This is a genomic window from Paenibacillus sp. FSL P4-0176, from assembly GCF_037975265.1.
Taxonomy (GTDB): Bacteria; Bacillota; Bacilli; order Paenibacillales; family Paenibacillaceae; genus Paenibacillus; species Paenibacillus amylolyticus.
This window is the reverse complement of the sequence record NZ_CP150242.1, coordinates 3,553,364-3,576,662: the sequence shown is the minus strand read 5'-3', so window position 1 is coordinate 3,576,662 and position 23,299 is coordinate 3,553,364. Positions and strand designations below refer to the sequence as shown.

Sequence of the window (23,299 nt, the reverse complement as noted above, 5' to 3'; positions counted from 1 at the left end):
AAGTAAGTACAAGAAGATCATCATTCGGAAGAGAGGCGATCGTTATGAATTGGTTAAATGAACTTTATAAAATGAATAAACAGGAACCGGACAAGGAAATCGAACGTTCTTTGGTTAACGCCATCTTCCGAATATATGACCGGTTCCCCCGAATTGGCCTTAGAGAGCGAATTGGACAGCAAGAAATGTCTCTCGATATCGCCGATGCTTATATCCATGGGCATAATGCCATGATTGAAGCTGGTGTCGGAATCGGTAAGTCTTTTGCGTACCTGATCCCAAGTCTGCTCACGAATCAAATGTCTCAGAAACCAGTCATTATAGCGACATCCTCCATTCAGCTCTCGGAACAGATACATAAAGATTTAAGGATTATTGGTAGCCGGTTGGGATTCTCAACGGTTCGCTCCGTCGTGGGAAAAGGCATGGGTCAGTATGCCTGCCGAAGTAGAGCAGCTGAATGGATCAGTCTGGATGATGCTACCTCCTCCGTGTCTACCCTTGCGCAGCGCATATTAGATTATGAAATTGATGAAAGAGCCGATATTAAAGCTGGGGTTAGTGATGCCGAATGGTCCCACGTTTCCGTGAATGATTGCAAATTTGAACGTTGTCATCATAAAAGTGCATGTTTGTTTTACGATATGAGAGCGAAATTAAATGCAAAAGCTCACGAGATTGATTTTATTATCGTGAACCAGGACTTGCTCATACGAGATTTGATGAAGAAAAAAGAAGGAACCAAGAGCATCATCTCGGAGCAGCCTGCTCTGATCGTCATTGATGAAGCGCATAATCTGGAAGCAAAAGTTCGAGATGCCAGAACACTTGAGTTCACTTATCGGGGAATCTGCCGCACGCTCGATACCACCGTGCAGCTTCTCACGAAGCAGTCCGGCGATAAAAGTCTCTTCTCACAATCCAAGTTCATGAAAAACTGCGCTGAGCGCATCTTCAAACAGGTAAACGCGGATTTGCTCCACCATGCTAAGCAGGATAACGACCGAATTAAAGTGTCAGAGATCAAAGGAATACCGTTGAACCAGGTCTCGAACGAATTAAAAGATCTCAGTCTACGCCTTTCCATTTTGACCTCACGCCACGAGCGGGAGATAGATGACGCTTTTGAAGCCATAAATGGGCTCATTACGCTCATCCATGTCTTGGCTGAAATAGAGGACAACTATCTCAGATGGGCAAGCAGTCCCCTGGGAGTAGCCACGATCAGCATCTGTCCCAAAGATATAAGCCAATTTCTGAAATACGCTTTATTTAATGGCAAGGTACCTGTAATCCTAACATCAGCAACGCTGTGCCAAGGCGGGGATACGCTGGAGGAACAATATTCTTATATGACGCACTCCCTTGGTTATAAGGGAGATTTCTTAGAGCGCCAACCCTCCCCTTTTGACTACACCAACCACGCCATGATGTATATTTCGAACAAAGTTCCATATTATCAACATGACCAGCGCGAAATCTATCTTGAAGCAGCTTATAAGGAATTGGTTCAACTCTGTAATCTAACTCAAGGAAGAACAATCGTCCTTTTTTCAGCAAAAGAGGACATGAAGTACATTCACAAAAAGTTGATCTCAAAGGCTAATGAATACACATGGGCAGTCCATGTTCAAAAAGAAGGATCTTCCCAGGACAGTGTCATCGCCGATTTCAGGAAAAGCAAAGGTGTACTCCTGGGTACTGGTGTATTCTGGGAAGGCGTGAATATCGAGGGGTCTGACCTGTCACAGGTCATTATTTTCCGTCTGCCCTTCCCTGTTCCATCGGATCCTGTTTATGAATATAAGGCATCTGTAACGGAGAATCCCTTTATGGAGGTGTTTGTACCGGACATGCTTCTGCGGTTACGGCAAGGAACGGGACGCTTGATTCGTAGTGAAACGGACCTTGGCATACTCAGCATACTTGACTCCCGTCTCAGCACAGCGGCCAAAAAGAGTTATCGGGAACAGGTGCTGGACACGTTGCCGTTCAAAAAAGTGACGGAGGATTTTGAGGTTGTAGAGAGATTTGTTCAAAATAAAAGGATACGACGTACGGATTAGAAGTGGTACACCCAAACGCTATAAGACTGTTCCAATTACATGAAGCAGCCCTTCCACCTATCAAGCGGAAGGGCCAATTTCGATGCTGGAAGTAAGATTTATGCTACAATATATTCCAGATCTATGATCACAAAGGAGGCATTACCATGGTTGAAAGACCAACTACAGAGGAATATGCAGCTTATTATGAAGGGTACATCCAGCTTGTTCCTGAAGGGAACATCATCGAACGCTTAGAGCTGCAAGCCAACATCATACCAACTTTGCTCTCTTCATTAACAGAAGAGCAAGCAAATTATCGGTACGCCGAAGGCAAATGGAGCGTGAAAGAGGTCATCGGTCACCTTTTGGATAACGAACGCATCATGAGCAGCCGATTGCTTCGCATCGCCAGAGGTGACCAAGCGAATCATCCCGGCTGCGATCAGGACGTGCTTATGCAGACCCACCCTTTTAATGCGTATACCCTGGCCGATTTGAGCGAAGAATATGCCGTCACACGCCGCTCAACCATTCTTATGCTTCGTCGCCTCACCCCGGAAGCATGGCTCTGTAGAGGGATCGTCAGTGATAACACTGCTTCAGCTCGATCGATTGCATTTGTTATGGCTGGACATGAGCTCCACCATTGTTCAGTACTTCGCGATCGCTATTCGTTAGATTTGAAATTATAAAATTCATTCAAAAAGACTTTGAACCTGCATTCGCTGTAGGAACAAAGTCTTTTCTCATCTGTCGTTTTATCGTTCAAATTATCGTTCAAAATGAATCCGATGTGCGTCCTCTCGCAAAGATAATGTGGAATAATCATTTAGAATCGGAATGTCCCCAGTGAATTCAATGGGCAGTATCACATAGCTGGACTGAAAGTAATCCGACCCGTTCCAGCGATCCGAAAAGTACAGGTACTCCTCCTCCGATCGCTTCAGCACAAACGCTGGTTGCGTTTGGTACGTCGTTTCATCGCCAAAGTCGCTGAGCATCCCCCAAGGACCATCCATCGTATTAGCTATCGCGTATTTCCCTTGATTGGGAGCCCAACCTGTGCAAAATGAGGTCACCATATAATACTTCCCGTTCCGCTTGAAGACAGCTGGTGCCTCCCGATACTCCCCCTGCCACAGCTTTCCGACAAGACTTTCGACATTAAGGTAATCCTCCTGCAGACGATAAATGTGCAGGTCCGCATTGTCTCTGGCAGCCGAAATAAAATAAGCCGTCCCGTCATCGTCCTGAAAGAGCGTGCAGTCACGCGACATATACCCGTAGGGATTAAAGCTGCCATGATACACGAAATGACTATCCGGAGAATTCGATGTGGCAATGGCGCATGCGGCATCATTGTAATGGTTTCCATTCTCATAGTGAGCCCAGAGTACAAACTTTTTTGTCACCACGTTGAACAGAACTTTAGGCCGTTCGAGATTTACCTTTCCGCCTTTGTCATTCACTAATGCCAGATTCGTCCGAACTCGAATGGGGGCAGCTGGCGTAGATGTCCTCAGGATATGATTCCGAAACTCCCAGTTGAATAGATCTTTGGAACGGTAACAACTCACATATATATCGTCTCTCCGATCTTCGCCATACCAGTAATAATAGTCATCATGGAATAACATATGTCCACCATGAGCATGGATTGGATTACCGCTTGAATCATTCCAGATGCCACCATTGGTTAATTGATTATTCACACTGTTACCTCTCTTCTTTTAGGAACATCGTTAATTGGTGTCCGATCCAAATACCTTCACTTCCCAAAGTCTTGGCGTGTACCAATTGTTGGGATTGTTATGAAGTGCCGCATTTTGCATATTAATTCGTACATACCTGGCAGCAGTGCTCGATAGCGTATCTGAGGTGAAACCGTAAGATGTATTATTGGTTCGATCCAATGCCACGGTCCAGTTTACATTATCCGTACTGGTCTCGATTTTGTATTTGTAAAAACCTTCGGAGCCTTTTTGCATCCACCAGGAGATTTGCACATTATTCAATTGCTGAACAGAGCCGAGGTCGACCTTCCACCAATGTGGCCAGGAACTGCCTGTGCCTACCCATTCGGTTTGATAGTTGCCATCATTAGCATAACTTGCCGGATTTGTTCCAGTAACCGTTTGGGCTGTTGCCGGTTTACCTTGTGACAGCAGTTTTCCATTCTGAACGGGAACGACAACATCATCGCTTGTGTTATAAAGGACTTGATCAAAATAATCATAAAATGCGTAACCATCAGAGAACCAAACGGGAAGCAGTCGTTCCTCTGTTGTTCCATTTTGCGTACCTGCCCAGCCGAACATCCAGCGATACGCAACCATAACCACGTTGTTGCCCGTATCTGGCTTCACCCGCATGACGGAACCCGACTGCGCCGAGAAGGTTGACGTGTTGCCAATCGTCCGCAATTCAGACCAATCTCCGTCTATGCTTGTTGCTGATGAATACAGGGGGATACTTGGGTACCAACCTGCCGCTTGGGAAGAGAACAAATAATAAATGCCATCTTTTTTGATCATCTTGGGTAGTTCCCTGTGTTGATTTTGATAAATAACAGAAACTTGATGATCCACATCCAACCAATCGGGGGTTAACTTATATAAGATGGTGTCCGAATTATTATTGGCCGTAGAGATCAGATACGCCGAATCATCATCATCTTTGAAAATGGAGATATCCCGGGATTGGTTCCCTTCCGGTCGAAAGCTTTTGTGAAATGTAAAGTCTTCTCCAGGCGTGGCCGAAGCCACCGATACTCTGGCAAGTGTGTAGTCTGTACTGTTCTCATAGTGAGCCCAAAAAACAAATTTGTTCGTGGGCGCATGGTAGAGGATATTGATCCCCTCAAATTTAGAGTTCGCCAGATCGGGATGATCTGTGTAGGAAAGGACCACTTTATCGTTACCATAATTGATGTCATCCGTTGACGTCTGTTGAATCATTTCGCCAAAACCGCCTGATGACTTTTGCACGAAATTGAATCTGTAGTAGGTGTCTCCAACTTTAAGTTCATTCGGGAGCATAAGCGTTGATTGCGTTGTGTTATTAAAAGTTGTGAGGTTCTCTGGAAGGCTGTAAGGGGTATATTCTGGCGAGACAGCGGAGGTTAACAAGGAAGCTCCGCCATATGCCTTCACTTGATACTTGTATGTGTTCCCTATGTTGAGTTCATAATCATCCGTCGTTGTACCGGTTAAGGCCTGTAATAACGAATAAGGCGCATCGTTCTCGGATCTATACAACTCGTATGCAGTCGCTCCCTGGACAGGTGCCCAATGGATTTTGGCATTGGATACTTCGGATTCATTCTTCAGCACAAACAGTGTTGCAGCAATATAGGTCTCTTCACCAGCAGCGTGAACGGTTTGAGCTGAGGACGTTAAATGAGCTGTTAACAACATCAATGCAATGACGATAGCCATCCACGATTTACCTTTGATCATGTCTCATCATCTCCTTTTTTAGAAGACCAACCTTCCTGTTGCGGGAAGGCTGATCCAGGTGAAACTAGACTTTATTTCAAATTCATTAGTGTCATTACATCTGTCTCGCTGGCTTGGTTGTACCATTCGTTAACTTCTTCGATCACGGTGTCTCCGCCTTTTTCATGCCACTGTTTCACAAAGGTATCAAATGCTTCAAGCGGCTCATTGCCATATATGATTTTGGTGAACGTCTCTTGTTCCATGGTCGTCAACTGTTCCCACACATTTTGCATCGTTGGCGTTGGTGGACCGTTAAACTCATTTGGCAGTAAAACATCTCTGTTTTCATACGAAATCCGATATCCATCCTGTGTTGTTTGATCCTTCGAGGCGCTCTGAATGAGGACACCCGTGTCGGCTTTAACTCCATTCGCCAGATCGTAGTAGGATTGGCCGGGACCATCAACACTCGGTGTATTTTTGGTAAATGCCATTTTTCCAACGCCTTGTACAGCCTCTAATGGTGTATTAAATTTCGTTGGATCAAAAGTGACTTCATCGTTAACGATATCGTAATCGTATCCCTGCGCGTAGCCGTATTTGAACTCTCCCGTGCTGAACGCTGCGTCGTACATTTTATCGTAGTACAGGAAGAAGGCTTCCATGTTCTGAAAATCCTTGTTAAACATGAACACACCATCGTTCAACTGGGCGGATTGATAGGTCTTATCACCGTTCACGCCTTGAATGGTCGGATAAGCACTAATTTTTGCACCCTCCACATTTTTCTCTACGTCCTTCACACTGTCGTAAAGCCAAGGACGACCAATGATGATACCAGCTTTCCCCTCCGTGAAATCGGACAGAGCATCCCAGGCCCCTTGGGTGGCCAATTCTTTGTTCAAGTACCCTTTTGCATACCAATCGCGTAACTTGGCAAGTGCCTCTTTGTTGCCAGGAGCCACAGATCCATAGGTGAGTTTGCCGTTGTCGTTATGCCATTGCCTTGGAAGGCGCTTGCCCGTGAATGCGCTGAATATCATGACTGGATCGCTGACCCAGCCCGTATTGTAGGAATCTTTACCTGAAAAAGTAAAGCCGTATGTGTCTTTCTTGCCGTTCCCATCTGGGTCCTCATTGGTGAACGCCGCGATGACTTGTTCAAACTCATCAATCGTTGTTGGCGCTTTCAAATTTAACCTGTCTAGCCAGTCCTGGCGGATCAACATGACTTCGCCTTCCGTCAAATTCGGCGCAATCGCCATCCCGTAGACCTTGCCCTCCCTAACCACTGGATTGAAAGTGGTCGGGTATTTTTTGTATATTTCTTTTATCCGGTCAGGCATGTAGGCTGAGATGTCTTCCGTTATCTCTTTGACTTGCCCCGAATCGATCAGATCATTGACCAGCATAGTGTCATAGACAGGCAGAACGTCTGGCAGCTTCTCTGAACCCGTCAGTGCCAGCCGCAGCTTGGTATTATATTGTGAAGCATCACCTCCCAGCAGGGTGGTTTGGATTTTGATACCCAGGTTTTGTTCGCCCCAGCGAGTCAATACATTGTCATTCAACGTCTCACCGTTGATGTACTTTCCAGCATTTTCATCCTGTTGTTTGGCGATGGTGATTGTAAACGGTGGATCATATTTTCCGTCTTTAAGCACCGATGCCGGTGCGGTCTCGGAAGCACTCTCCCCTTTGCTACAGCCAGCCATAAGAACAGCCGACAGCATAACCATACTTACCATTTTCCATAAATCAGTTCTTTTCTTCATGGAAACATGCCCCCTTCACTCATACTCAATTTGTTTTCTATATAAGTTCAACTAATTGCATATTTACACTGGCACTCCGATGACAGAACAACCTTCCGATCGCTGTTATTCCCAGAATTTTTGATTCACTTTTACAAAGGTGAAATTCTGGTAATAAAGGCGAACGCTCCGCTTCTTCAGGTCTCTTCTGTCCTCTCCGTTATCGTGTAAATTTTAGTTGAACATATATAGCGATCCAATTTTTCGTCATCCTAACTATTCTTTGACGGCTCCTAGTACAATTCCCTTCACGAAATAACGTTGTAAAAAAGGATAGACCAAAATGATCGGTAGCGTGCTGACAAAAATTTGGGCTGCCTTGATGCTCTGTTCAGACATGGCTGCCACCTCAGACTGGCTCATCGCCATATTTTGCATATTGCTCTGCACGACAACGGTCTGTAAGAACGAAGCCAGCGGATACTTACTTGCATCCGACATGTACAATATCCCGTCAAACCAGGAGTTCCAGTGCCCCACCATAATGAACAAGGATACGGTCGCTATGCCAGGCAGAGATAATGGTAAATATATTTTGCTGAGAATTACGAAAAAGGACGCTCCGTCAATGAAAGCTGCTTCTTCCAAGGCTTTTGGAATCGTTTTGAAAAAATTGACGAGAAGAATCAAATTATAAGCACCAAAAGCGCCCGGTAACACAAGCGCCCAGATGGTATCCTTTAATCCAAGGGCTGTGATCAATATGTAAGAAGGTATCAATCCCCCCGAGAAGAGCATGGTAAAGATAAAAAACCACATGAGCACGTTGCGTCCCCGAAATTCCTTGGACAAGGCATATCCTGCACAGGTAAGGATAAACATGCTGATGGTTGTACCCAAAACGGTTCGAGTGATGGATGTCAGCATGGCACCATTGAAATTAGAATTGTTGAACGTTTTTACATAGGCATCCACGTTGAACCCCACCGGCCAAAATGAAACCATATTACCGCTAATGGCCGCTTTACTGCTTAGAGATTGCGCCAACAGATGAAGCAGTGGAAGAAAACACGCCAGACCCGCCAGTATCATGAACGCGTAATTAAAATAGGAGAATACTCTATAACCTGTCGTTTTATGGTACATGATTCCTCTCCCTCCTTGTTAGAATATTTTGTAATTGGCATACTTATAGGCCAGCCTGTAAGAGACAACGATCAAGATCAAGCTAATTCCCGATTTGAACAGTCCTACAGCGGTCCCGAAGCCGTATTGCCCGTTTAACAAGGATGAACGGTAGACATAGGTGTCAATGATATCTCCCGTACTGTAGACAAGCGGATTGTACAGATTGAAAACCTGATCAAAGCCCGCGTCCAGAATATTGCCCAGACTCAGCGTAGAAATGACGATAATCATGGGCAACATGCTAGGCAAAGTTACGTATCGAATTTGCTGCCGGCGTGTGGCACCATCGATCTCGGCCGCTTCGTAATAAGATGGATTAATTCCCGCAATGGTCGCCAGATAAACAATCATGCCAAAGCCAAAGCTCTTCCACACATCGCTGATCACAACCGTAAATCGAAACAGATCAGGATCACCCAAGAAGTAAATGGGATCGTTCCCGAAAATACGTGTCAAGATGTGATTGATTCCTCCGTCTAATCCCAGAATGTCGATCATCAACCCCGCGACCGTTACCCAGGACAAGAAATGCGGCAGATACACCAGTGTCTGAACACTTTTCTTAATGCCCATATTTCTAATCTCGCTCAGCAGGATAGCCATGACGATTGGAACGATAATACCAACGATAATTTTAGAAACGGCGATAATTAATGTATTAACAATCGCTTGTGTGGCTTCTTTGTACTGGAAAATTCGTTCGAAATTATCTAACCCGATCCACCGTGAACCTGTGATGCCCAGCCATGGTTTGTAGTCCTGAAATGCCATGAGTAAACCTACCATCGGGCCATAAGAAAAGATGCAGACAAACACAAATGCGGGAATACACAGTACGTACAAAGGCCAGCTTTTCTTAATTTCCTTTTTGAATGAAGTCCGCTGGGAAAGCTTTGTTTTTTTAGCGGATCTGACGGGCACAATCTCGTTAATGTTGCATACCTCCTCTATGATGGCTTTCGAAAGCGATCCTTGAAGATAAGCTTAACAAAAGCGCTTTCACTCCAAAATGCCAAAATTTCAAGATCATCACCCCGCCCTGAAGCAGTTTAAAACCGCTTTCATTTCTCGCTGTTGCTGCCCTTCCGCTTTTCGAAGGTTTGGCTTATATTAAAGTTAATCCGATCTGGATTTTAAACTTCTGCGTTTGACGATATGAAAGGAAACACATATGATCAGAAAAATGTATATGAAGCGATTCATCTATTTTTTTGTTTTTTTTCTGCTGCTGACGTTAAGTTTGTTTTTCGTGATGAATCGATTGAGCTCCAAGACACTTGAAGAAAATCTGATTGGCGCTTCCAAAAACCAGCTTGATTATGTGAAAGGCATATTAGACGGGATTATATACGAAGCTAACATGTACGGGGTTCAATATGCTGCAGACAGTGATGTCCGATTTTATCAGAGGCATGTTATCGAACTGAGCAATTACGATTCTCAAATGAAGAAAAACGATATTGTTGATCGCTTGCGGCAAACGCTCCTCTCCAGTCGATCGATTGAATCGATCGGCATTTACTGGAAGTCTGAAGAAACGTTTCTGTCCACCAACAGTACGCCGGAGGCGAGACTTCCGTTCAAGGATGTTCATCAACGGGGATGGCAAATCGTCGGCAATGGCTTGTATTACTTTGCCCTCTACCCTTACATCCAAAAACCCGGACAAAATGAACCGACTCAGTACGTCGTTGGTGTAAAGCTGAATACTGATTATTTGAAAAATCTGCTGAAAAAGGCTGTGAACAACAACAGCTCAAACGCTTTTTTTTGGTTTAATTCCCATCAGTTATGGAGTGAGAAAGAAGTCGACAACGATCTATTGAAAGCGGTTACTGAAATGATTTCTCCACAGCCGGAGATCACTTTGAAATATGATTATCACACCAAGTCGGACGACTATTATGTTCTTTCCCGATATATTGAATCAATCGACGCCTACCTGATTACATATACACAGACGAATGATTTTCTGCAACCGATTGACCGCAACCGTAAAGTTTTTTTTGCTAGCATTTTAGCCGTTTTCACGCTTGGTCTGGTTGTGATCTTTACGTTTTATCGGAACTACTACCGTAATATTCGTTTGTTGGAGCGGAAGTTTTCACAGGTCGAACAAGGCAATCATAATACTCGTATTACCGAAAATACGGATAGAGAGTTTTACAGCCTGTTCAGAAGTTTTAATCATATGGTTACCGAGATCCAGGATCTGTTTGTATCTTTGAAGACTGAAACGGAACTAAGACGAAGTGCGGAACTTCAACAACTCCAAGCTCAGATCAATCCTCATTTTTTGTACAACAGTTTGTTTTTCATCATGTCGGTGGCTCAGTTCTCACCTGATTCTGTCATGCGCATGAGCAAACACCTAGCTGAATATTATCGTTATTTAACCAAGTTGGACCGGCATGAAGTCACGCTGGAAAGCGAGCTTCAGTTTGCGGAACATTTCCTGATTATTATGGCTCTCAGCAAAAAAATGGAGTACAACATTGATCTGCCGCCGGAACTGTCCTCCCTTCCCCTCATGCCGCTGATCATCCAGCCAGTGGTTGAAAATGCGATTCAACATGGAATCGAAGGACAACAAGGTGCCCATCGGGTTACGATTGATGTAAAACAGACGGAGGCTGCGATAACGATCAAGGTATCCGATGACGGCAAAGGTCTTTCGCTCGATGATATCCGCAGCCTGGAGGCTCGGCTTGAGAGTGATACCCCGCCTGAAGGAATTAAAGGCGTAGGGCTCTGGAATGTAAATCGGCGTCTGAAAAATACGTACGGCGAACTTAGCGGGTTACATTTTACTACCAATGATTGGGGCGGCTTGTCCGTCCTGCTGCTTATCAGCATTCCCGAGGTGAAAGGAGATAACTAATGCGATTATTAATTGTGGATGACGGACATTATGTCGTTGAGTATATGAAGCACTTGCTCGATTGGAAAAACTTCGGCATTCATCAGATCGAGACGATGACCAATTCGATTGAAGCCCGTGACATGTTGACTCAAAACCACATCGATATTCTGATCACTGACATACGAATGCCCGAGGTTTCCGGTATTGATCTGCTTCAACATATCCACCAACATAACTTGCCAACCAAAGTGATTATCCTCTCCGGCTACTCCGAGTTCGAATATGCGCAACAAGGAATCCGTTTAGGTGCGCTCGATTACTTGCTCAAACCTGTGGACAAAGATGATGTGGAGAAAGCCATGTCCAAAGCCATCAATAATATTACAAAGACACGGCCCGCTCAATCTGTTGCATGGGAGAACTTCAATGGATTGGGGTATTTGCTTTCGCTTCTTGGTCATAACGAGACATTAAGGAAGCAATATGATGCTTATACTGAATTTTTAGGGGAACGCCGTTTTTGCTGCTTCAAGCTGGAGGTTTTCACACAGGAACATGAAGATGTTATAAAACATGCTGTCGGAGACAAATTGGATCGTCTCGTGTGGGCTTCCGGAACACGACTGTTTGGTCTTGTTCCGGAAGAAGTTGCTGCAGAACTGACCATCAAACTGGAGCAATCGGTCGCGTCTCCTCCATTTTTGTTGGCTGATCGAAACGTGACACGACAGATGTTCTACAGGTTCTTTCTCAATGAGGACGTACACTCAGAAGACTTCAATGGCATATTCAACCATTCTCCGTCATGCAGTGATTGGGAGTCGGCGGGAAATATCATTAAAAAATATGATCAAATCCATCTCCAAAAGCAAAAAATAATCTTTCTCATGGAGACCATTCTATATGTATATCTGGCGGACAAGGATCAGGATGACTCTGAAACCGTGGATTGGATATTTCACCAGTTACGGCATCCTGATGAACTATCCTCAACTCTCTTGGATCGGGTCAGTCGAATCAGAAACAACAAACAGATGTCCATTCAAACCATCGTTGACAAAGTACAAACGTATATCGAAGACCATCTGTCACATGGCCTTAGCCTGGATGAACTGGGGAAAGTTGCACATCTCCATCCCGTTTACTTTTCCAAACTGTTTAAACAGGAGACAGGCGAAAATGTGTCAAACTACATTTCCAGGAAAAGGTTGGAGAAGGCTTCTCAATTGCTTCAAGATTCGGAACTCCGTGTAGCCGATATAGCGCAGATGGTTGGTTACCGAAAAAATCAATATTTTATCCAGTTGTTCAAAGTCGAATACGGAGTTACGCCCTACCAGTACCGCAGAAATATGATCCATCAATGAGAGCGAATAAATAACTTCATTAAATTGATATAAATCGGGTTGACCATGTAGCCATTCGGACTTACGGAATATCTCTTACCCGTGTCCAACCGTCGTATTTGTTCCATCTCCTTCTCATTCAACTCAAAGTCGAATGTTTCTTTGTTCTCTTTTATCCTTTGAGGATTCGATGATTTGGGGATGACAATAATTCCACGTTGCAAATGCCAGCGCAAAATGACTTGGGCAACCGACTTCTGATGGCAAAGGGCAATTGCCGCCAGCTCCGGATGCTCCAGCAGCGCTTTGCTTCCCTGCCCCAACGGTCCCCAAGCCTCATGCAGAATCCGATGCCGAACCATATAATCATGCAATTCGTGTTGCGGAAATTCCGGATGGGTCTCGATCTGATTTACCATCGGCGAAATCCGGGAATGCTTCTTCAGATGCTCCAGATGCCGGATCTCGAAATTGGCTACACCTATAACTTTGATTTTACCTGCGTCGTATAATTCTTCCATCGCCTTCCAGGCATTCACGTATTGAGGACCGGCAAAATGAATTAAATACATATCGAGATATGTTACGTTCAGCTTCTGGCAAGTCTGCTCAAATGCCTTTTTCGTCGCACGGTACCCCAGGTCTGTCGTCCATACCTTGGAGGTAATGAAGAACTCCTCCCTGGGAATGCCGCTGTTTTGAATGACCCGACCTAGCGTCGCTTCATTACCGTAAATTTTGGCTGTATCGAAATGGCGATAACCCATTCGAATAGCCTCCTCGACAGTCCTCTCGAAGGTCCCCCCGTCTTTGATCTTATATAGGCCGAACCCGAGTTGAGGAATGTCCACTCCGTTTGCCGCTGCGACTGTCTGATTCATTCGCAACTCCCCCTCCCCGTGTTTCCTATTTGTTGTTCCGATGCTTGTTCTTCACATTGCGTTAGCAACTTTTCTATCTCGTTCACCAGGTTTTTTAACAATTTCAACTTGCTACCGGAGTCAAGGCTGTAATAGTTGAGAGTTCCTTCTTTACGAACACTTATTATCTGTGATTCTTTCAATATTTTCAGATGATGTGATACGGTCGGTCGGGAAAGATGAGTTTTCATCCTGATCTCTCCTACGCGCATGCCGGGTTTTTGCGGCCCTTGAATTAAGGCTATGAGGATGGCTTGCCGGGTTTCGTCTCCGATCGCATTCAACACCTTCTGATTGTTCTTAAATTCGATAGCAATCGTGGTCGCAAGTTCCTGATCCAGGTAAATCATCCCCCTCCATTTAGAACGTGTAATACTTTTGTAGATATAGCCTATCACAATCTCGGATTCGGCTGTACATCGGGAAAGAAATTCAAGAACCTATTTTTCCCATGTCTTAAGAATACATTAGCAAAAGAAGAAGCCACCCCTGACGAATGGAGTGGCTTCTATAAATTGAACTTATTTATTCTTCTGTGCAATGATGATATAGACGGATTGGTTAGCAACTTGCGTCGGTGAATGGATCGTATTAATCACTGAAAAACCTGGCTTAATGATTTCATCCTCCATGACCTTCGATGAAACTCTTGGACCAGTAGGCATCTCAGACTTCTCTAATTCAATGCACAAAAAAATCCCTTTGTCTTTTAATACTCTGTGAATTTCACCCAGTACGATTGAAAGAGGTTGAACCTCGTGTAAGGATATTGAAGCAACAGCCTTTTCGAATCTTTCGTTCCCAAGTGGCATCTCTTTGAAATTTGCGGCAATGGTTTCAATATTGGTTATGCCTTTTTCCTTAGCTTTCACCTCTAGATACTGTAAAATATCGTCATCGTAATCCAATGCAACTACTCTTTTCACATAATTAGCAAAAGCAAAGCTTATATAACCTGTGCCAGCCCCAAGGTCTAATAGTTCGTCATCTTTATTAAGCTGTATAAACTCAAATAACTCCTCTGCTGGGAATCTCTCAATATTCTCCAAGTGCTCAATTTTTCTTTGTATCTTAGGATTCATTTTCATACTCCTCACCTAAACGTATTTGCAAGAACATTTACGGTTCACTTGTTTGGAACTGATATTGTAGATATAAATTATCTTTAATAACTATAATATAAAGAACAAGATTTGTAAATAACAAATATCCCTCCGATCCACATGGCGTAAAGAAATCCCGCAAGCCTTTTGACTGCGGGTATTTAGAAAAACGGAACGTAATTACATAAATCTTTATTGGAATAAGTTCTTTCCCCTCAACCTTTAAGATAGGCAATTACATGGATAAAACAAAAAAAGCCACTGCTTTAGTGACTTTGAATGATATTATAAAACCAACACTTCAAACTCTTGAATACTTCATCTCCAGCAGAGTATCCTATGAAAAATATTTCCCTGAGTGCAAATCTTCTATTTCTTGAGAAAGTCTTTTAGTATGTGGCTTCATATAACATTGAGCTTTTTGCAAAATATCTGTATGCCCACCTAGATCATACAATATTGTAGTCCCTCCATAATCACTGTTCTTTTCGTTTAAAAAACATCTTGCCAACCATAAGTCCCATAGCAGATGAACAGATCAGATATCCAAAGAACAAGAAAAGTAAATAAACACCATGAAGATCTGCAGGAATCTGTTTCAAACCTTCAAACCAAGCTAAACGAAAAGGATAAAAGATGACTACCCAAATGATCAGCAAGAAAAGAAGAAAATTAATTATTTTTAGCACAATAATGATCCTTTCAAGCTTGAGTGGAAACAGTTGAATGTATATGCTTCATCTTTCATTTCGCATTACCTTTCCACTGCCCGCACTATATTAGTTAGCTTATGTATTAGAGTTGATATGTTGAATCTATAAATAATTACTAATTATAACAGGAAACACTAGGGAGATATCTTATTCTTCAGTCCAAAGTTAACGTTAAGAGTATAATTCGTGTCTTGCTTTAAGTTTAGGAAGATGATCGTTACGGCATAAAGAAGCCCTTGCTTTTGGTGGAACGAGCTTCTTTTTGCGTCTCACGATAACACTTTATGCTTACTGGACACCAGGTGCGTTTTCATTCGTAGTTAAGTTCGATCTTTTCTTCTTTCTTGGCTGCCCTTTCCAGGACAGATATGTCCAGATCCGTAGCAGGTACTCGACAGGGCCATTGCTAAATTTCTTAAGATATAGCGGACTGAGCCACAATTGAATGCCGTAGACAGCAAGCGCAATAATTGCTCCTATGAACACGCCGGCACTTCCAAACAGCCCCAGGCCATATCCATAGAAAATTGTCGTACAAATTACGCTCTGCATCAGGTAATTCGTCAACGAGAGACGGCCAACCGCCTCGAACCTGCTCATCAGGCTGGAACGGCGGTTTCCAGCATACAATAGCGCAAATGCGTATATGTATCCCAGTGCAAGCAACGATCCTCCAAGCGTCCCCCCGATTCCGATACCGAGCCAACCTTCCGCACCCAATTGTGGCGCCAATACACCGTATGCTTTGAGTATCAAACCAACTGGAATCAAAAACGAGGCACGGCGAAGAAAAATACGCCTCATCGCTTGCGGATCGCTAAACGTGCCGATTCTGGCAGCGCGCATGCCGAGCAGGAACATCGGCACCGTCATGAGTGGTGCTAACATCAGGGCTATCAGGGCAAATGACAGCTCCAAACCCCCGCCGAATGGATCGCCATTATTACTGAAATTCCTGATTTCCGCGTATGTGCCGTTGCCGTATACATCCTGACTTTGAATGATGTAGTTCTCCATATGAATGGACTCAATCGCCAGCGGGTTCATCGGATTAGATGCCGGGAGACCAAGTATGCCCGCTCCCATGAGTAGCAGTACCGCCCATATGAGCAGCGTTTTGGGCTTCCGATTAAGAAACATGAGCAAGAAGAAACCGAGTACACCATAAAATGTCAGGATATCCCCTTCCCACAGATAGATGATGTGCAGTAATCCGATTCCAAATAGTAGTAGAAAACGGCGTGCCAGATGACACTTTGGTCGTAAATCTCGTGATTTTAGGCTTTCCGAGAGCTTAACCATTCCAAAGCCAAACATAAATGCAAAAATCGGCATAAAACTGCCCACCACAGTGATCAGCAGGAACGAGAGGAAAGCCTGATCTGCTCCGCCGATCCCGAACAGTTGGGGGTTGCTCTGGCCATAGATTCCATATTGAAAAGCCAGCATATTCGCCAGCACAATGCCGGCCAGACTGAATCCGCGCAGTCCATCAATGACTTGAACGCGCTTTTTTGATGTGCTCAATCAATCACCTCTGTCTATAACATAAAGATCAGATCTAAATATACGTTAAATCCTTCCATAATTTCAACATAAATTAATAAGCGAACGTTTATATTTTGATTTATTTTGACATACCAATAAAACAAAAAAAGTCGCTGAATTTAGCGACTTTCAGTTTGAACACCTTAAAGAGTGACAATAATCGGACCATTTTTAGTAAGAATAATGGTATGTTCTATTTGAGCTACATAGCTGTTTTTAGTAACAAAGGTCCAGCCGTCTCCTGTTTGGTCTACTTCTTCTTCTGAAGTTGAGATAAATGGCTCGAATGCGATAACCATTCCTTCTTTTAACAATTCATCATCCGATGGATCATTATAATTATAGATGTGGTCAGGTGCTTCGTGTATTCCACGTCCAACACCATGTCCTGTAAGGTTTTTGATAACCGTTAATTCATGCTGTCTAGCAGTTTGGAATACGGCTTTTCCGATCCCGCTTTTTTTGGAGCCCGGTTTTGCTTTTTTTAGACCTGCTTCAAATGCCAATTTAACAACGTCGCATATTTTCGTTAACACTTCTGCACCTTCGCCTACGACAAACGAGAGTCCCGTATCTGCAAAATAACTGTTCTTGGAGCCCGACACATCAATATTGACGATGTCCCCTTCTTGAATAACCCGATCTCCCGGAATACCATGTGCCACTTCTTCATTAACACTAATACAAGTAAATCCCGGGAAATTATATTCACTTTTTGGAGCAGAAACTGCGCCAGCTTTCTCAAAAAGCTCTCCTGCCAAATCATCAAGTTCTTTAGTCGTTATGCCTGGGATGGTTCTTTGAACCAATTCATCTCGAATAGAAGCTACAATTTTGCCAATTTCCTTCAAGCCATTAAAATCTTCTTCTGTTCTTGCGATCATTTTTTCTTACCTCACTATCTTTTATCATTAATTGATTACATAAGTGTTATCTTTGATTGCACATTAGATAATCATATCCAAAGCAGCAAAGCTTCGCAACTTTTTTATCAACATTATGAGTGTGGTTATTCTCTTGTACCTTCGTATTATTGAAGTTCAATTCTCCATCCCTTCATATATTCTGCGCCATAAGTGAGCGTATAGTTTTGAAGTAGTCCTTGTATGGTGGTTATCTGTTCTAGAATAGAGTTACTACTAGTCCTGACGATAAATACAGGCAAGATATCGTTTTCCCTGAATTGGTTGAGCAGCCATGTCAAAACTTGAAAATCGTCACGGTTTGCATTATCCAAAGTTTCTTCAAATCGAAAAATGTTGTTGGGGCTTACGTTATTTTCCTGAAGGATCTTCTTAAGATACGCATGTGAATCACCTTTTACTAATTCAGATAGCTTGATCAAATATGGAGAAGTTGAATTTTGTTCATCATGTCCAAATATATCGATGTGAATCCATTTATTTAGTTCGCTGTTTATCGTCTCAGGAATTTCAAATAATCTACGATGTCTTGCAAAAACTAATGCTGGATCGATGATTTCCCTACAGTGATCTTTCATCTCCTGTTTCTTTTTATGTTGTTCACGAAATGCTTTCGGTCCTTCCGGGAAAATCTTATTAAATCGTTGATAAAAATATCTGGGTGAAGAAAAACCACTCTCAATTGATATTTCTACCAGACTTCGATCTGTCGTCAATAATTGTTTGATTGCGTGCTCAATGCGCAAGTAATGAAGCAAGTTTTGCAGCGTATCTCCTATTAATAACTTGAATTGTGATGATAAATAATCCAAATTCAAATATTCCTCTGTGTGCTTGGCGATATCATTCAAAGATGCCTTGTTAATAAACCCCCTATTATTGAATAAGTAATCATATATTCTTCCTATTCGTTGCAGCTTGGTTGGGTTCCCTTCGAACATTCTTTTCGCATCAAAATTCATAATAAGCAGGTCCAATAACTGTTCGACTGTATTCTTTAACGTGAAAAATGGCATCTCACTCTTAGTTACAATTGGAGTTATTAACATGCATATGGCCTCAATGATTCCTTCTGCTCGTTCTAAACCTAGATATGCTCCAGGGCTAAATTCATGCGCAAACCAGACATAGGATAAATCAGGGTAATATTCCTTTGCAAATGCAGCATCGATATTTATTTGGAGGACGACATTGTTTTCATCGGTCTGCCATAGACGGTGAACTTGATTGATATTGAAAATTTCTATTGTACCAGCACCTAATGTTTTTTTCTCATCTGCAATGGCAACATGAATGCTACCTTCCAATATAATCACCACTTCAATGGAATTATGCCATCGGAACGGTTCATCTTTGAAATTTAGAAACTGTACGTTCATGGGAGAACTGTCGGTGAAATAACCCCTACCACTCATCTTGTGATCTCCTCCTTCCACTCCAATCCAACGAGTCGCAAGCAACATACAAAGGAAATCTAAGAAATGAACCCACAACTCAAAGAAATGTGAATTGTCCACGCTTCTGCATTTTAGGAAAATAAATGATAGAACATCAACAAAATCTTAAATGAAGGATTGGGGAGATATGAATGAACCAAATTCAAATCACACAGCAACTTAATGCACAACAACAAGAACAAGTTGCTCATTTATTTTACGAAGCTTTTCCATTGAAAGTAACACATCGTTGGTTTTATGCAAAAACGAAAAAACAAGCAGTAGAACTATTAGCTCAGTCTATTCAATTTGAACAGGGCATTTACGCATTAAGAAATGAAGAAGTAGTTGGATTTCTCGGTTACAATTTAGGAAAAAAAGCGTTCACACCTGCCAATTATGCAGCTTTTCGGAACGTGTACTCCCCAGTGGTAGCGACTTGGCGATTTTTATTTTATGCGTTTTATTTGAAATTTCATTTGTATCACGAACATGTATTGCATATTGACCCTATTGCCGTATCTGAAGAAGCACGTGGTCATGGCATAGGTAAATTGCTATTAATTAAGTTGGAGCAAGTCGCAAGAAATAAGCAAATTACTATAATCAATCTAGAGGTCGTCGATACGAATCCTTCAGCACAAAAATTATATGAGCGGTTCGGTTATATGCTTAAAAAAGAACTGAAATCGGGCCCGTTTACTGCCAAGGTAGGCTTCAAAAAAGTGATATTTATGCAAAAATGCTTATCGAGCACCCATTCATCAATCAAATCAGAACAAAGGAGGCCAAGCGGATCTTGTGTCCACGTTAATAGCAGCAACCATTTCTTTTAAACGCTCTGATGACAACATACCGATTTCTTGCTCAACACGCTTACCATCTTTGAATAAAATGGTTGCAGAAATGCTCATAATCTGAAAACGTGACGGGATTTCCACTTTGTCATCCAAGTTAACTTTAACAATAACAACTTTAACATCTTCCGTGTTTTCCTTAGCTTAAACATGTTCCCTCCTTTCATTAGTGTGATGGAAACATGGGAATGGATTATAAGAAGCTTAATGAGGATACTTCGAACGATACAGACGAATAGGATTAGGACAGTAGAAAACGAGCGCATCCATGTTTAGGATGCGCTCTGAACTAGCTGTTCATGGAGATGCTTTTGGCCCATTCAGTGACTCTTCGACTACTTTCTTCTTCCGATAAATCTTCAATCCGGGTAAGAATAGACCAGCGTACGCCAAAAGGGTCTAGTATACTTCCGAATCGATCACCAGACGCAAAGTTAATAATCTCTTCTCTTACTTTCGCCCCTCTGGATACGGCGGTTGCAATGGTTTCATCCACATTAATGACATAAATCCCTAAAGAATAACATGCATGATCTTGATCTGGGGGCAAAGCCAATTGATATGCCGGGTTTGCAGCCCCCAGCTGTAAAAAACCATTTCCAAAATCTAATTCGGCATGAACAATAATCTTATTACGATTTCCATCTGGATGCTCAGTGATATCTTTCACCCTTGCATTGAAAACAACTTTGTAGAACTCTATTGCTTCAGAAGGGTCTTTCACTGTTATAAATGGGGTAATCGATGTAACGCCGTTAGGTGTACCCTTGTTAGTATATTTTCCTGATACTGCCTTGTGTTTTGTCTGTTCACTCATATGTTTACTCCGCCTTCCTTTTCAGTAATCCGAGATTGTCAACATTATAAAACAACTTCACTGACATCTAGTGTCAGTGAAGTTGTTAAAGTTGATAGTACTCCATTAACTCGGATACAACAGCAACAAGTCTGTCCTTCAAGCGCTGTGGTTCGATGACTTGAATGGACTTCCCATAGGATAGGAGAAAATAGGGGACGTATGTATCAATTGATTTTTCATCAAATAAAAAGATGGCTTGATTAGAAGTCCGCTCTTTCAGATAATGTCCCATAAACCAATGCAGCCCCAAGTCATCCAATGCCTCTGATCGGCCTTCGATAACCAAGGAGATTAACCCCTCTTTGCCCCCTACATCAGGTAATAAATTTTGCAGAAAAAATTCACGGGCTGAAAAGGCTTCCGAACGCTTAAAGCGGAGCGGAGTAAGCTTGATTCGCAGAATACGATCTGCCCGAAAACTGCGGAATTCATTTCTCAAGTGGCAAAACGCAATGGTATACCATTTATTATTCCAGTAAACCATTCCATACGGGTCTATTATTCTATTCTTGGGTTGTTCTTCACGGCTTCTGCGATAATCAATTTCGACAGAGCAATCATTAGCCACGGCTTGCTCCAATTCCGCCAAGATCGGCTGAACGGATGGATCTCCCATGCGATTGATAACGTTAAACCCGGCTAAATGACGGCGAAGTGTGTTTTCCTGATCCTGATTTGTATACATTTTCAATTTGGATGTTGCATTGTCCAATGCCTCACTCAAAGGATATCCAGCTTCTTTTGCAAACACAGCAGCTTGGAGAAGTGCCTTTTTTTCATCGATATCAAATAACAGAGGTGCTTTGATATGCTGATTCAGCAAGCTATACCCGCCGTTGTGACCTGTATCGGAAATGATCGGTACTCCACTGGCACATAATGCATCAATATATCGATATACGGTTCTTATATTGATTTCTAACTTTTCGGACATCTGTTTTGCAGTTACTTTGGTGCCTGAATTCAGCATCCATAGAATGGCTAACATATTATCGTTCTTTGGCATAACCTGCATCCTCATCTTCAGTTCATTATTGGATATCTCTACATTATATCAGTACAGCATATTTTACATAAAACAACTTCGTTGGGCGATACTACCTAGAAATATATTCTCCGGTTTGGAGCGAAGGCCAATGAAGAAATCCACAACTAATATTAATACCTCCGAGGTCATTATTGTAGTTATCAATTCAATACTCGGAGCTGGAATTCTAACACTCCCTCGCACAATTAGTAAAGCAGTAGGGACACCAGATGTATGGATTTCTGTCATTTTATCAGGATTAATTGTAACCACAATCAGCATCCTCCTTGTAACCTTGTGTCGTAGATTCCCCGGTAAAACGGTATTCGAATTTATACCCGAAATCACAGGTCAGTGGATTGCTTATCTATTGGGACTTTTAATTATCGTGTATTTTGTTGTTCTTTGTTCATTCGAAGTTAGAGTCATGGCCGAAATTACAAGTATGTACATCCTTGAGCGCACGCCTACTTGGGTCACCATTATGGTCAGTTTGTGGATTGGTATTTATATGTTAACGGGTGGTCTTAAGGTCATCATCCGGGTCTTTTCAATCGTGTTGCCCGTTACGCTTGTGTTGTTAGCCCTGGTTTTCCTTTTAAGCAGCAAGATGTTTGAAATTAATAACCTCAGACCACTCCTGGGCGATGGATTCATGCCTGTGTTGAAAGGTCTTAAACCTTCGTGTCTCTCCTATTCTGGATATGAAGTTTTACTCATCATCACAGCTTACATGGTAGACGTGAAAGCAAGCAATAAAGCTGCTATATACAGCATACTTAGTTGTACGATCATCTATTTGGTCACGATTGTTACCGTTGTAGGAAACTTATCTTTGCCAGGAATTCAAACACGAATGTGGCCAACGTTCGACATGGTTCGAAGTTTTGAAATTGAGGGGTTTCTTTTTGAGCGATATGAATCACTGTTCATTGTGTTTTGGCTGATGCAGATCTTTGCAACCTATGCTTTTAAACACTATTTTGCGGCAATCGGGATCCGAGATTTGTTTCGTCTCAAAAATATTACGAGCATACAATTCGCCATGTTGCCAGTCTTGTATGTAATTGCTTACTTGCCTAAAAACCTGGAGGAAACGTTAGCTTTGGGTGATTTTCTTGGCAATATGTCCATTTTTTTATTTGGCTTGTTACCACTGCTACTGCTAATCATTAGTTTTGTTCGTAAAAAAGGCGGGAAGCAGGCTTCTAGTGAAGCACTTAAGACAAGCTGAATGTTTGGTTCTTATTGTATGTAGACAGTAAAAAAAGAAA

The 23,299-nt window shown here is 42.6% G+C and carries 19 protein-coding genes; 6 read left to right on the top strand and 13 right to left on the bottom strand.

Translation table 11 applies throughout. The annotated features are described in order from the left end of the window. The first annotated feature begins 44 nt into the window (after positions 1-44). Together MKY95_RS16215 and MKY95_RS16210 are read left to right on the top strand one after the other, a co-directional pair. Positions 45-2,066 carry an ATP-dependent DNA helicase gene (locus MKY95_RS16215; protein WP_339199830.1) on the top strand — a complete coding sequence of 674 codons (2,022 nt, stop codon included), beginning with the start codon at positions 45-47 and terminating at the stop codon, positions 2,064-2,066. Positions 2,067-2,212: 146 nt separating this feature from the next. After that, entirely contained in the window at positions 2,213-2,740 is a 528-nt protein-coding gene (locus tag MKY95_RS16210; RefSeq protein WP_339199828.1) for a DinB family protein, read from the top strand. A gap of 78 nt (positions 2,741-2,818) precedes the next feature. On the opposite strand, the gene MKY95_RS16205 is transcribed toward MKY95_RS16210, so the two are convergent. The 5 genes from MKY95_RS16205 to MKY95_RS16185 form a co-directional block, all read right to left on the bottom strand. Beyond that, positions 2,819-3,760 carry a family 43 glycosylhydrolase gene (locus MKY95_RS16205; protein WP_339199826.1) on the bottom strand — a complete coding sequence of 314 codons (942 nt, stop codon included), beginning with the start codon at positions 3,758-3,760 and terminating at the stop codon, positions 2,819-2,821. 30 nt (positions 3,761-3,790) lie between these two features. Further along, complete coding sequence (locus MKY95_RS16200; protein WP_339199824.1) at positions 3,791-5,506, bottom strand: discoidin domain-containing protein; 1,716 nt, start codon at positions 5,504-5,506, stop codon at positions 3,791-3,793. A gap of 71 nt (positions 5,507-5,577) precedes the next feature. Then, positions 5,578-7,263 carry a hypothetical protein gene (locus MKY95_RS16195; RefSeq protein ID WP_339199822.1) on the bottom strand — a complete coding sequence of 562 codons (1,686 nt, stop codon included), beginning with the start codon at positions 7,261-7,263 and terminating at the stop codon, positions 5,578-5,580. Positions 7,264-7,518: 255 nt separating this feature from the next. Next, positions 7,519-8,388 (bottom strand): carbohydrate ABC transporter permease, encoded by an 870-nt coding sequence (locus MKY95_RS16190; RefSeq protein WP_017688372.1) that lies wholly within the window; start codon positions 8,386-8,388, stop codon positions 7,519-7,521. Positions 8,389-8,406: 18 nt separating this feature from the next. Then, positions 8,407-9,291: an ABC transporter permease subunit gene (locus MKY95_RS16185; protein WP_036616097.1), complete on the bottom strand. Its 885-nt coding sequence runs from the start codon at positions 9,289-9,291 to the stop codon at positions 8,407-8,409. Positions 9,292-9,601: 310 nt separating this feature from the next. Here MKY95_RS16185 and MKY95_RS16180 point away from each other — a divergent pair, with 310 nt between their 5' ends. Both MKY95_RS16180 and MKY95_RS16175 read left to right on the top strand, forming a co-directional pair. Further along, a complete protein-coding gene (locus MKY95_RS16180) occupies positions 9,602-11,311 on the top strand; it encodes a histidine kinase (RefSeq protein ID WP_339199819.1) in 1,710 nt (569 codons plus the stop codon). Beyond that, positions 11,311-12,660 (top strand): response regulator, encoded by a 1,350-nt coding sequence (locus tag MKY95_RS16175; protein ID WP_339199817.1) that lies wholly within the window; start codon positions 11,311-11,313, stop codon positions 12,658-12,660. Before MKY95_RS16180 ends, MKY95_RS16175 begins: the two co-directional genes overlap by 1 nt. Here the strand turns inward: MKY95_RS16175 and MKY95_RS16170 are convergent. From MKY95_RS16170 to MKY95_RS16145, 6 genes are all read right to left on the bottom strand, one after another. Beyond that, on the bottom strand, positions 12,654-13,520 hold the full coding sequence (locus tag MKY95_RS16170) for an aldo/keto reductase (RefSeq protein ID WP_339199815.1): 867 nt from the start codon (positions 13,518-13,520) through the stop codon (positions 12,654-12,656). The genes MKY95_RS16175 and MKY95_RS16170 overlap by 7 nt on opposite strands. Beyond that, complete coding sequence (locus MKY95_RS16165; protein ID WP_339199814.1) at positions 13,517-13,909, bottom strand: metalloregulator ArsR/SmtB family transcription factor; 393 nt, start codon at positions 13,907-13,909, stop codon at positions 13,517-13,519. The genes MKY95_RS16170 and MKY95_RS16165 overlap by 4 nt, the downstream gene beginning before the upstream one ends. A gap of 171 nt (positions 13,910-14,080) precedes the next feature. Next, on the bottom strand, positions 14,081-14,641 hold the full coding sequence (locus MKY95_RS16160; protein WP_339199813.1) for a methyltransferase domain-containing protein: 561 nt from the start codon (positions 14,639-14,641) through the stop codon (positions 14,081-14,083). Positions 14,642-15,663: 1,022 nt separating this feature from the next. Next, positions 15,664-16,902 (bottom strand): DUF418 domain-containing protein, encoded by a 1,239-nt coding sequence (locus MKY95_RS16155; protein ID WP_339199811.1) that lies wholly within the window; start codon positions 16,900-16,902, stop codon positions 15,664-15,666. A gap of 164 nt (positions 16,903-17,066) precedes the next feature. Further along, entirely contained in the window at positions 17,067-17,807 is a 741-nt protein-coding gene (gene map, locus MKY95_RS16150) for a type I methionyl aminopeptidase (protein ID WP_339199809.1), read from the bottom strand. A 146-nt stretch (positions 17,808-17,953) separates the two neighbouring features. Then, on the bottom strand, positions 17,954-19,261 hold the full coding sequence (locus MKY95_RS16145; protein ID WP_339199807.1) for an AraC family transcriptional regulator: 1,308 nt from the start codon (positions 19,259-19,261) through the stop codon (positions 17,954-17,956). Between the two features lie 173 nt (positions 19,262-19,434). Between MKY95_RS16145 and MKY95_RS16140 the strand changes: the two genes are divergently transcribed. Beyond that, positions 19,435-20,118 carry a GNAT family N-acetyltransferase gene (locus MKY95_RS16140; RefSeq protein ID WP_051449761.1) on the top strand — a complete coding sequence of 228 codons (684 nt, stop codon included), beginning with the start codon at positions 19,435-19,437 and terminating at the stop codon, positions 20,116-20,118. Positions 20,119-20,428: 310 nt separating this feature from the next. Here the strand turns inward: MKY95_RS16140 and MKY95_RS16135 are convergent, their stop codons facing one another. After that, positions 20,429-20,956 (bottom strand): VOC family protein, encoded by a 528-nt coding sequence (locus MKY95_RS16135; RefSeq protein WP_036671230.1) that lies wholly within the window; start codon positions 20,954-20,956, stop codon positions 20,429-20,431. An 85-nt stretch (positions 20,957-21,041) separates the two neighbouring features. Next, entirely contained in the window at positions 21,042-22,004 is a 963-nt protein-coding gene (locus MKY95_RS16130; RefSeq protein WP_339199803.1) for a WYL domain-containing protein, read from the bottom strand. Between the two features lie 130 nt (positions 22,005-22,134). On the opposite strand from MKY95_RS16130, the gene MKY95_RS16125 reads away from it, so the two are divergent. After that, positions 22,135-23,259, top strand: a complete 1,125-nt coding sequence (locus tag MKY95_RS16125; protein ID WP_036671226.1) for a GerAB/ArcD/ProY family transporter — start codon at positions 22,135-22,137, stop codon at positions 23,257-23,259. The last annotated feature ends 40 nt before the right edge of the window (positions 23,260-23,299 follow it).